The organism is Granulicella sp. 5B5, assembly GCF_014083945.1.
Classification (GTDB): Bacteria; Acidobacteriota; Terriglobia; order Terriglobales; family Acidobacteriaceae; genus Granulicella.
On the sequence record NZ_CP046444.1, the window covers coordinates 1,545,643 to 1,558,035 of the forward strand.

Genomic DNA, 12,393 nt, shown 5'->3' on the forward strand with positions numbered 1-12,393 from the left:
GAGACCTGATATGCCGGAGACAGTGATTGAGATCAGCCCTCGGGTGGCGGAGACAGCGACGTTCAGCGCGACTGTGGGTGCGGGCGACTCGTTTGTGCATGAGGTGCGGCAGGGACAGTATCTGCGCATCATCGACATGGAGGGCAACCAGGCGACGGACGTGCTGTTCTACAACGCGCATGATTACTCCGACCGCTACAGCGCGCAGGATACGATCCGCGAACAGGGCAACATCTACCTGACGACGGGTACGAAGTTGTACTCGACGGCGCGGCATGTGCTGCTGACGATTGTGGCGGACACGTGTGGGCGGCATGACACGTTGGGCGGAGCGTGCTCGACGGAGAGCAACCAGGTGCGGTATGCGATCGAGAAGAAGCATATGCATGCGTGCCGGCAGAGCTTTATCAAGGGCGCGCAGATGTGGTCCGAGCAGACGGGACACATACTGGAGAAACGCGACCTGACGGCAAACGTTAACTTCTTTATGAACGTGCCGGTGACGCCAGCAGGTAAGCTTACGTTTGAGGACGGGGTCTCGGACGCAGGCAAGTATGTGGAGTTGCGGGCGGAGATGGATGTGCTGGTACTGATCTCCAACTGCCCGCAGCTGAACAACCCGTGCAACGCCTACAACCCAACGCCGGTGCAAGTCCTGATCTGGGATGAGGAGTAGAGGTTCTGATGTTCCGTAAGGTTTTGATTGCCAACCGCGGAGCGATTGCGTGCAGGATCGAACGCACGCTGCGCCGCATGGGGGTGGGTTCGGTTGCCGTGTATTCGGAGGCCGATAAGAGCTCGCTGCATGTGCTGGAGGCGGATGAAGCGGTACTGATTGGCGAGGCACCTGCGGCCGCGAGCTATCTTTCGTTTGAGGCGATCTTTCGCGCGGTGGAGCAGACGGGCGCCGAGGCCGTGCATCCGGGTTATGGATTTCTGAGTGAGAACGTGCAGTTTGCGCGTGCATGCGCGGCGCGGGGAATTGCTTTTATTGGACCGGCTCCTGAGCATATTGAAGCGTTTGCGTTGAAGCATACGGCGCGTGCGACAGCGCAGGCTTGCGGCGTTCCGCTGCTGCCGGGGACGGGTGTGCTTTCCGGATTGGAAGAGGCGCTGGAGCTGGCTGAGACGCTGAAGTATCCGGTGATGCTGAAGAGCTCGGGCGGTGGTGGCGGTATTGGGATGCGGGTGTGTCACTCGGCTGAACAACTGAGTGAGGCGTATGAGTCCGTAGTGCGGTTGAGCCGCGCAAACTTTGGCGACAGCGGTGTGTATCTGGAAAAGTTCGTGTCGCGGGCGCGGCACATTGAGGTACAGATTTTTGGCGATGGCAAGGGTGGCGTGCTGGCGCTGGGTGAACGCGATTGCTCGACGCAGCGGCGGCACCAGAAGGTGCTGGAGGAGACTCCGGCGCCTGGACTGACGGATGCGATACGCCAGCAGCTGAAGGATGCTGCGGTGCTGCTGGGCAAGGCTGTGAACTATGCCTCGGCCGGCACGGTGGAGTTTATCTACGACGAGGACACGAAGGAGTTTTACTTCCTTGAGGTGAACACGCGGCTGCAGGTAGAGCACGGCGTGACCGAGGAGGTGACGGGGTTCGACCTCGTTGAATGGATGGTGCGGCAGGCTGCGGGTGAGATGCCTCCGCTGGATTCATTTGTGATTGAGCCGCGTGGTGCTTCGATTGAGGCGCGCGTGTATGCCGAAGATCCGGCGCGCAATTTTCAGCCGACTCCGGGCAAGCTGACGCTGGTGACGTTTCCCGATAGCAGCCTTGCGCGCGTGGAGACGTGGATCGAGTCGGGAGCCACCATCACCTCCTACTATGACCCGATGGTGGCGAAGATCATCGTGCATGGGAAGGACCGCGAGGAAGCGCTGGAGAAGATGAGCGCTGCGCTGGCGGCGACGGCGATCGATGGGACTGAGACGAACCTGCGGTATCTGCGCGAGATTGTGAAGACGCCGGAGTTTGCAGCGGGCACAGTGACGACATCGTTCCTGGGGACGTTTGCGTTTACGCGCGATGCGATTGAGGTGCTTGAGGGCGGGACGCAGACGACGATCCAGGACTATCCGGGTCGCGTGGGGTACTGGAATGTGGGTGTGCCGCCTTCAGGGCCGATGGACCACCTGTCGTTCAGAATTGCGAACAGGCTGGTGGGCAATGCGGACAACGCTTCCGCGATTGAGTTTGCTACTACGGGTGGGCGGCTACGGTTTCATTCAGACGCGACGATTGCGCTGACGGGCGCGGAGATGAACGCGAAGCTCGATGGCAAGCTGCAACCGCTGTGGACAAAGATTGAGGTGAAGGCAGGCAGCACGCTGAGCCTCGGAGCGGCGGCGAAGGAAGGCGCGCGCACGTATCTGGCCGTGCGCGGGAGCTTCGATACGCAGCCATATTTGAACAGCCGCAGCACATTTGTGCTTGGTGGTTTTGGTGGCCATGCTGGACGGGCGTTGCGCTCCGGAGATGTGCTGCACATTGGACAGAAAGAGTTGCAGTTTGAAGCACCAGCAGTATTGCCTGCGATGTCTGTTCCAGTGCTCACGCATGAGTGGACGATCGGCGTGCTGTTTGGACCGCACACGGCGCCGGAGTTTTTTACCGAAGACGATATTGTGATGATCTTCTCCACGAAGTGGAAGGTGCACTACCAGAGCGACCGTACGGGCGTTCGTCTGGTGGGACCGAAGCCGACGTGGGCGAGAACGGATGGGGGTGAGGCGGGACTGCATCCGTCGAACATTCATGACAATGCGTATGCGATCGGCACGATCGACTTCACGGGCGACATGCCGATTCTGCTGGGGCCCGATGGGCCGAGCCTGGGTGGATTTGTTTGCCCGGCGACGATCGTGCAGGCAGAGCTGTGGAAGCTGGGACAGCTGAAGGCCGGCGACACCGTTCAATTTGTGCGGATGAGCCTGGCGCAGGCCGAGGCCATGGAGCGCGAGCAGGATGAGTTCTTGAAGGACTTCAGCCATGCACCGCCTGCGTTGCCTGCGGTGCCGGTTATTGAACCGGCCATCGTGAAGCAGGTGACGGACCGCGATCCTTCGATGACGTTTCGCGCGGATGGCGATAAGTATCTGCTGGTGGAGTATGGGCCGCTGCAGCTTGATCTGAACCTTCGCTTCCGCATTCATATTCTGGAGCAGGAGCTGCGCAAGGCGGATGTGCAGGGAATTATCGACATCACGCCGGGCATACGGTCTCTGCATGTGCACTATGACAGCCGCAAGCTGGCGCGGAAGACGCTGATCGATACGCTGGATGAGATCGATCGCGTGATGCCGCCGCTGGAGGACATCACGGTGCCTTCGCGCGTGGTGTATCTGCCGCTGTCGTGGGATGATCCGCAGGCGAAGCTGGCGCAGCAGAAGTACACGCAGGCGGTGCGGCCTGATGCGCCGTGGTGCCCTTCGAACATTGAGTTCATTCGCCGCATCAATGGGCTGGAGTCGATTGATGAGGTGTATCGCATTGTGCATGAGGCGCGATACCTGGTGCTGGGGCTGGGAGATGTGTATCTCGGTGCGCCGGTGGCGACGCCGCTCGACCCGCGGCACAGGCTGGTGACGACGAAGTACAACCCGGCGCGGACGTGGACGCCGGAGAATGCTGTCGGTATCGGCGGCGCCTATATGTGCGTGTATGGCATGGAAGGGCCGGGCGGGTATCAGCTGGTAGGGCGGACGATCCAGATGTGGAACGCGTGGAAGTCGACACCCGTGTTTACGCCGGGGACGCCGTGGCTGCTGCGGTTCTTTGACCAGGTGCGTTTCTACGACATTGGCGCGGATGAGTTGCTGACGGCGCGCGAGCAGTTTCCTCATGGACGCTTCCCTATCCGGATTGAGGAGACGACGTTCAGCCTGGCGGAGTATCAGAAGTTCCTGGAGTCGATTCGCGATGAGGCGGCGGCGTTCAAGAGCCATCAGAAGGCGGCGTTCGATGCGGAGCGAGAGCGCTGGCGCGAGGCTGGGTTGCTGACTGTCGCAGAACCTCCGGAGCCGGAGAAAGAGGCTGAGAGCGCGACGGTTCCTGAAGGCTGTGACGGCGTGTCTTCCCCGCTGACGGCGAATGTGTTTCAGATTGCGGTGAAGGCCGGCGATGCGGTGATAGAAGACCAGAAGCTGATTGTGCTGGATGCGATGAAGACAGAGATCGCGATTGGAGCGCCGATGAACGGCGTTGTGGAAGAGATCCACTGCGAGGTCGGGGCTGTGATCAATGCCGGGCAGCTGCTGGTTTCGATTCGCCCTTCCTGAAACGACAACCTGTGCTGAGAGGCAGTAACGACTATGGATATACACTCGCTCCGCAATGGCTATGCTTCCGGCCAGCTGACTCCTGAGGCTGTCGTCAAACAAGCTTATGACCGCATAGAAACAGAAGGACTGCATCCGGTGTGGATCAGTGTTGTACCGCGTGAGACGGCGCTGGCTCGTGCGCGTGAGCTGGCGACAAAGCCGCTGGCCGAGCTGCCACTGTATGGCATTCCATTTGCAGTGAAGGACAACATCGATGTTGCAGGACTGCCGACGACGGCGGCATGTCCGGCATATGCGTACACCCCGGAGCAGAGTGCGACGGTGGTGGAACGGCTGGAGGCTGCGGGAGCAATCCTGATTGGCAAGACGAACATGGACCAGTTCGCGACGGGGCTGGTGGGTACGCGAACGCCTTATGGTGCATGCTCAAGCGTCTTTGACAAGCGGTATATCTCGGGTGGGTCGAGCGCGGGTTCGGCTGTGGCAGTGGCGGCGGGGCTGGTGAGTTTTTCGCTGGGGACCGATACGGCCGGATCAGGGCGCGTACCTGCGATGTTCAACAACCTGATTGGGCTGAAGCCGACACGTGGTGTGTTGAGTGCGCATGGCGTGGTGCCCGCGTGCCGTTCGTTGGACTGCGTGTCAGTATTTGCGGAGACGGCTGAGGATGCGGCGACGGTACTGCGTGCGGCGCGTGGCTATGACGAGCGGGATGACTACTCGCGGGTTGCGCCGATTGGTGGTGGGGCGTCGCCGTGGGCTTCCTCCGCTGGCTTTCGATTTGGGGTGCCGAAGGCCGATGCACTGGAGTGGTTCGGCGATAACGAAAACCCTGCGCTATATCAGGCGGCTGTTGCCAAGCTGACTGAGCTGGGTGGCGTGGCGGTTGAGATCGACATTACGGCGTTTCTGGAGACAGCGCAGCTGCTGTACAAGGGACCTTGGGTGGCGGAGCGGTATGCCGCGATCAAGACGTTCTTTGAGGCGCATAGCGGAGACATGGACAAGACCGTTGCGCAGATTATTCAGAGCGCCACGAAGTACTCCGCTGCGGACACATTCAGCGCGATGTATCGGCTGGAAGAGCTGCGGCGCAGGACGCAGGCGGTGTGGCAGACGATGGATGTGATGCTGCTGCCGACAGCGCCGCGCACGTATACGCATGAGGAGATTGCGGCTGCGCCGATTGAACGCAACAGCCACCTGGGTCAGTACACAAACTTTGTGAACCTGCTGGACCTTTCCGCGGTAGCTGTGCCTGCAGGCTTTCGGCCGGATGGCTTGCCGTTTGGTGTGAGTGTGATCGGCAAGGCGTTCGCCGACGAGGCACTGCTATTGCTGGCGGACCGGTTGCAGCGTGGTTTGGTGACAACGCTGGGTGGCTCGCAACGAAAGCTGGCGGAGACGCCTGTGGTGCCTGCGATGACTCCGCCGCCGGGTTGCCTGCTGGTGGCTGTGGTGGGAGCCCACTTGAGTGGTCAGCCGCTGAACTGGCAACTGACGCAGCGCAAGGGACGGTTGTTCCGTACCTGCCGCACGCATCCTGACTATAAGTTCTATGCGCTGAAAGATACTGTGCCGCCAAAGCCGGGGCTGGTGCATATTCCGGGATTCGAGGGACCGGGTATCGAGGTAGAGATATGGGCGCTGCCGGAGGAGACAGTCGGCAGCTTTGTGGATGGTGTGCCGCCGCCGTTGACGATCGGGTCGTTGCGGCTGGAGGATGGCTCGCTGGTGAAGGGCTTTCTCGCGGAGCCCGTGGCGATTGAGGGGTCGCGTGAGATCACGCAGTTCGGTGGCTGGCGTAGATATCTGAGCAGCCTGTAGCGGGCATCAAGGATAGAAGCGCGTGGCGATGATCTGAGAACCGGGATTGGTGGCGCCGATGCTGCTGGTCCGGATAAGCAGCTCGAAGGGGCGCAGAGAGCCGTTGGGGCGCGTGGCCTGCTTGAGCACGAACTGCATCGCACTGGAGTTAAAGAGGGTGTCGGCTGCTGCCTGCGTGGCGGCCATATTCAAGCCTTGAATGATGAGGACGTGACCGGTGCCTTCGAGGTTCGGGAGATAGTCGACGACACCATAGGTTTGATTTTTAGTTCGCCCTATGCCGTTGAAGTATTGCCGCTGCTCCGCGCCTTGCGGGTGTTTGTTGAGCACATAGGAATGGTCGACTTGTGGGGTGTACTGCGGAGGGAAGTTGAGCTTGTCCTCAAAGAGGGAGACCCATGGATTGGTGTGACTGGAGCCAAGCAGAATGACGTTGGCGGTTTTCAGATCCTCCGTGGTGATGCTGCGCGCGAACCTGATCTCGGTGTGGCCTGGAGACACCTCAGGCAGTTGCATGAGCCGGGTAGCGATGTTGAGACTGACGACGCTGGTGTAGCGCTGCTCACGAAGGTCGGTGAGACTTGCTGCGTCGACGCCCGGGACCTGACGATTGTCAGAGAAGTATGAACCATCGGTGTACTCCTCAAGCGGCACCAGATGTCCGGTGAGGTTCTGCACAATGCCGAGTCCGCTGTCCGCTGGAACAATGATGGCGTTGCGGTTTTGCTGGAAGAGCTCCGCCCAAACGGGATGAGCCGCAGACTGTGTTCGCTTTTCATGCGTGAGGCCGAGCGTAAACCATAGTGCGGAAACAATGATGATGCCCATGACAAAGCCAGACAGTACCCCGCGCCATGGGAAAGTCGATGCGGTGTGGTCCATCTGCCTTGGGGACGGCGTCTGACGCGGTTCCGATGCGATTACCGGGGTAGTGATTGGATTTGGGGGAGGAGGGATAGGCCGATCGGCTTCGTGCTGAATTGCGTGAGGCGCCGGAAGATTCGCTGGCAGTTGCTCGAAGACTGGAATGTAGCCGCCGCGAGGGACCACGATACGCATGGTTTCAGCCTGCCCATCGGATTCGAAGTACTCGTCCAGCCGCCGCCGCAAGGTGCGCGCGTAGCTACGGACGATGTTGTCCTCACCGGGGTTGTAGTCCGGCGGCCGATTGAAGATGGCTGTGCCGATGCGCTGCTCTGTAAGCAGGCGAGCATTGCCCGTGAGGCTCTGTTCGCAGATATATAGAAGAAACTTTGGCAACAGCGCGGATTTGGATAGGCCTTTGCTGGCGGCGACGCGACACGCCAGATTCCACTCTTCGCTGAGATGGAGGTCTTGAGCCAGATTCATGTCCAGCGCCATCGGCGACTCGGTGGAGTCGTGTTCGGCCATCTTTGCGATCGTGCGTATGCCCGGCACCGAGTGGAGCCGGTCTGAATCCTTAGGACGCGGCTGTTGCTCAAGCTTCGGCATGGTTTTAGCTTAGCTGCCGCATATGAAACTTCAATGAATAGGATAGGGCATCGAGTCCTCATCTCTATGATTTGTAGAGGGGTAGAGAGGGGTGATATTACGGTGTGCGGGAAGAATCCACACAAAATCCCCCTTTTGAAACGTATCGAGACGGGCGCATGATTGCCCCAGGCCAAGAGTGGAAGCAAGAAAGCCGCAGTCAACATTGCGTCGAGCTCCACGTGTACCTATGGCAAGCCCAACCCATCTGGAGCGATCCTTGAAACGCATTTCCGTATTGATAACGATCTTGTTCGTGCTGACCTTAACGGCTGCCACGATGTTCGCGCAGTTTGAGACTGCATCAGTGCTCGGCTACATCCGAGACGGCTCGGGGGCTGCGATTCCCGGCGCGAACGTCTCGCTGATCAACGAAGAGACTAAATCGCAGGTGACGGTCCACTCGAACGCGCAAGGCGCCTATGAGTTTACCGATGTGAAGCTCGGCCGCTACCATGTGACCGCCCAAGCCAATGGCTTCGACATCAGCAGCACCGAGACGTTCGGAGTGCAGGTGAACGCACATCAGCGTGTGGATGTAGCATTGAAGATCGGTTCGGCCGCGGAAACGGTGAACGTGACCGGTGCGGCTGCCTTGCTGGAGACGGACTCCAGCGAACGTGGGCAGGTGATCGGGACGCGCGAGGTTGAAAACCTCCCGCTCAATGGCCGTGCTTATGCCGATCTCGCCGCACTGGTTCCGGGCGTGCGCCGCAACATTCTGGAAAACTCGACCGACTCGAGCCGCGATGCGAGCTTCAACGTAAACGGACAGCGCAGCGAGTTCAACAACTTCCTGCTGGACGGTTTGGACAATAACGCTTACGGTACTTCCAACCAGGGCTTCTCGAATGAGGCGATTCCTCCTTCGCCTGACGCGATCAACGAGTTCAAGGTCCAGACTGACAACTACTCAGCCGAGTACGGTCGCTCGGCCGGCGCTGTGATCAACGTGAGCATTCGCAGCGGCACCAACCAGTTCCACGGCAGAGCGTATGACTACATCCGCAATACGGCGCTCAATGCAATCGGGCCCTTTACGCCGCCAACCAACCCTCTGACCGGCGCTCCGCAAAAGCCGATCCTCATCCGCAACCAGTTTGGCGCAACCTTCGGTGGCCCGATCCGCAAGGACCACACGTTCTTCTTCGCCGATTACGAAGGCACGCGGCAGATCGTCCACGCCGTGATGCAGGCCACAGTACCAACCTCAAACCAGAACGGTACCAGTGCGCTCGCGATCGCGAATGGCGGGTACACATTCCTCGCGGGCAAGACTACGGAGAACGGGGGAAGTGCGATCCCTATCCGCAATCCGCTCACAGGACAGATTTACGCGAACGGTGTCATCCCGTTTAGCGATCCGACTGTGTCTCCCTTTGCCAAGGGCATTCTTGCTGCGCTGCCACAGCCGAACGTTCCTAACGATCCGTTCAGCAACAACTATGCCTCGTTGCCATCCGACACCATTCATGACGACAAGGGCGATATCCGCGTAGACGAGACCTTCAACGAGCGCACCAACGCGTTTGTGCGCTATAGCGAACACCAAGGGAAGATCTTCTCGCCGGGCAACATTCAGGGGCCCGCAGGCGGCAATGCCAACGGCATGGTCAACATCTTCAACCAGCAGATCGCCGGTGGCGTGACGCACGTATTCACGCAGAACTCCATCCTCGATGCGCGCTTTGCATTTACACGTACAGATGGTGGCAAGTTCCCTTACGGCCAGTCGCTACCCAGCCTGATGACCGGCATCCCCGGGCTGCCTACCGATCCACAGGTGGCGCGCAGCCTGAACGTGCAGAGCGTTGGGAACTACTCGCAGTTCGGCAATCAAGGCAGCAACCCGCAGTATCAGGATCCTTATATCTTCAACCCAAAGGTGAACTACACGCTGGTGCGTGGCCGGCAGACGCTGAAGATGGGCTACGAGTACCAGTCCATCTTCACGACCATCGACGACTTCAATCCCGTCGACGGGCAGGACACCTACAGCGGCAACTTCAGTTATGGAGGTGCGAACGCCTCGACATTGAGCGCGGCCGACACTGGCACCAAGGAAGCGGCGGACCTTGCTGACTTTATCTTCGGCGCACCCAACAGCTACCAGCTCAACAACTTTGTGAATGTTCACCTGAACCAGCGGATGCATTACCTGTATCTGCAGGACGACATCCGCCTGAACTCGAAGCTAACGATCAACGCGGGGCTGCGGTATGAGCTGGTGACGCCGCAGTGGGAGTCCAGCAACAAGCTCGCCAACTTTGACCCGACCACCGGCTCGCTCATCACTGCGACAAACGGGTCCATTTACAACCGTGCGCTGGTGAACATGCCTAAGCTGGACTTTGCTCCACGGCTTGGACTCGCCTACTCGCTGACCCCGAAGACCGTTGTTCGTGCCGGTTACGGTCTTAGCTACGCGCAGTTCAATCGTGAAGGCGGTGAAAACCTTCTCGTCTATAACCTGCCGAACATCGTGAACACGAACGTCAACCAGGCGCCAGTGAATGGCAACCCCGGCATCCTGGGAACGGGCACCTCGCTGCAGACTTGCACCACGGCGCAGGCCCAAGCGATGTATAACCCCGCCAACCCATCACCTTGCTTCCGCACATCCGATCAGGGCTTTCCTACTGGCTTCACGAGCCCGGCGAACGTGACGGCGGCAAGCAACTTCAACACGCAGGCACGCTACATTCCGAAGAACCTGCCTACTGGTTATGTCCAGGCGTGGCACCTAACGGTGCAGCGGCAGCTCTCGCCTTCTACATCCCTGGAAGTTGCTTATGTGGGTGAGCATGGCGTGAAGCTGCAGGTGCTAGCAGACTACAACCAGGCAACCGCGAACCCAGTAACCGCCACCTGCAATGCCACTGTAACGAGCGGTTGCGTCAATCTTCTTCTCAACAACCAGGGCCGCCCATTACAGACATTTCCGACGATCGAAGAGACGTTGCCGGCGGGTTTCCTTTCCTACAACGGTTTGCAGACCAAACTCGAGCACCACGTCGCGCACGGCCTGTATCTATTGAACTCCTTCACATGGTCGCGTGCGATCGATAACGCTGGTGGTCACCTCGACTCAAACGATGGGGACAACTCGCGTATCAACCTCGCCAATCCTTTAGGTGAGCGTGGACCGTCGGGCTACAACCAGCCGATCAACGAAACGCTTTCCGTGGTGTACGACCTGCCCTACGGCAAGGGTCGTATGTTCGGCAGCGATGCCCCCTTCGCTATGCAGGAACTGCTCGGCGGCTGGCAGATCACGGCCATCAATGATGCAAACAGCGGCCTGCCGGTCAACATCACCTACTCGCCTAACTCTTTCCAATCGGTCAGCACGATTCTCAATCAGCGTCCTAACCAGACACCTGGGATTCCTGCGGTTCTACCGAAGTCACAGCGTGTGAAGTTCAATGGCAACCAGGACATTGAAGTCCTTGCTGGTTCGGCCTTCACACCGAACACCCCAAACCCATTCAGCCTGCCTACCAACAATCAGCCCTACGGCAATGCAGGTCGCAACTCCGTTCGCTTCGACCCGTACTACAACCTGGACCTCGGTCTGCATAAGGCGTTCGAGCTGTATCCTGCAGGAACGACGTTCGACTTCCGCGTGGAAGCGTTCAATATTCTCAACCAAACCAACTACGCCTTCCCTTCCAGCAACTACTCGCCTAACTCCTCGAGCTTTGGCGCAGTAGCCGCAGCCAGCACCTTCCCGGCGCGTGTGCTTCAGTTTGCCGGCAAGATCATCTTCTAACTGAAACCTCAACCAAGGAGTTATCGCCATGAAGCTTGACCGTCGTCAGTTCGCTAACCTCGGAGCCGCGTCGGTTGCGGGTCTGCTCTCCCAGAAACTCTGGGCAGAGCAGACCCGCGTGGCGGCTTCTGCCGAGAACTTTTACTTCGCGATGATCGCGGACACGCACATCATCGACACCTTTTACGTCAAAGGCAGTGAGAACGGCGTGGAAGACAACACGACGATCCTGCAAACCACCGACCACCTGACCTTCACGCGTTCCGTGATCAATGCGATCAAGCTGCCAAATGGACAGACGGTCGAGCGCACGTTTCTCGTCGGCGATGTGTTTCACAACTATCCTTCGCCTGACTATGACTTCTACTTCAAGAACCGCACGCGGCTGGACAATGCAGCGGATCTGCTTGCAGGCTTCAACATGCCTGTCCATGCGGGCTGGGGCAATCACGACTACGAAGGCAACCCCACTAGAGGGATTACACGCGAGTTCTCGCACCGGCTGTTTGAGGCCAAGTTCAAGGCGAAGCCCTATTATGCGATCGACTACAAGGGCTTCCGCTTTCTGCATCTGAACAACTTCCTTGGCAGCACCTGGGACGAAAAGGGCGACCCGCGTGCACGCCAGTATGGGTCGCTGGGTGAAGAGCAGCTGAACTGGGCCGAGGCGCAACTGCATGACCGGAAGCCGACCCTGGTGTTTGTCCATTACCCGCTGTGGGTTGTGCGTCCGACCGAGGTGCAGGATTATGGGCTGCATCCGCTGCTGCGCAAGTATCAGGACAATATTCAGATCATCATCTCCGGCCACTGGCACAAGTGGATCGACTTCGCGCACACCTACGGCGCGCAGCATACGGTGATGGGCTCGACACGATATGACCAGAACTCGTTCATGCTGATGCAGGCCGACCCCCGCAAAGGGACTGTCCGCTGGGTGGACTCTACACGACCGTTGTGGTCTACGCACTACGCAACGCCTTACAAGCAGAGCTAAG

The 12,393-nt window shown here is 59.2% G+C and carries 6 protein-coding genes; 5 read left to right on the forward strand and 1 reads right to left on the reverse strand.

Going from position 1 to position 12,393, the window contains the following annotated elements; all coding sequences use genetic code 11:
* Positions 1 to 10 precede the first annotated feature (10 nt).
* The 3 genes from GOB94_RS06580 to atzF are packed head-to-tail and all read left to right on the forward strand — an operon-like array spanning position 11 to position 6,111.
* On the forward strand, positions 11 to 676 hold the full coding sequence (locus GOB94_RS06580) for an urea amidolyase associated protein UAAP2 (RefSeq protein WP_182278044.1): 666 nt from the start codon (positions 11 to 13) through the stop codon (positions 674 to 676).
* Between the two features lie 8 nt (positions 677 to 684).
* Positions 685 to 4,281 (forward strand): urea carboxylase, encoded by a 3,597-nt coding sequence (uca, locus tag GOB94_RS06585; protein WP_182278045.1) that lies wholly within the window; start codon positions 685 to 687, stop codon positions 4,279 to 4,281.
* Positions 4,282 to 4,314: 33 nt separating this feature from the next.
* A complete protein-coding gene (atzF, locus tag GOB94_RS06590) occupies positions 4,315 to 6,111 on the forward strand; it encodes an allophanate hydrolase (RefSeq protein ID WP_182278046.1) in 1,797 nt (598 codons plus the stop codon).
* 6 nt (positions 6,112 to 6,117) lie between these two features.
* Here the strand turns inward: atzF and GOB94_RS06595 are convergent, their stop codons facing one another.
* The gene (locus GOB94_RS06595; RefSeq protein WP_182278047.1) at positions 6,118 to 7,584 is read right to left on the reverse strand and encodes a hypothetical protein; all 1,467 of its coding nucleotides are present in this window, start codon (positions 7,582 to 7,584) and stop codon (positions 6,118 to 6,120) included.
* 295 nt (positions 7,585 to 7,879) lie between these two features.
* On the opposite strand from GOB94_RS06595, the gene GOB94_RS06600 reads away from it, so the two are divergent.
* Entirely contained in the window at positions 7,880 to 11,395 is a 3,516-nt protein-coding gene (locus GOB94_RS06600; RefSeq protein WP_346265649.1) for a TonB-dependent receptor, read from the forward strand.
* A gap of 28 nt (positions 11,396 to 11,423) precedes the next feature.
* Positions 11,424 to 12,392, forward strand: coding sequence for a metallophosphoesterase (locus GOB94_RS06605; RefSeq protein ID WP_182278049.1), 969 nt, complete (start codon positions 11,424 to 11,426; stop codon positions 12,390 to 12,392).
* Position 12,393: the final 1 nt, after the last annotated feature.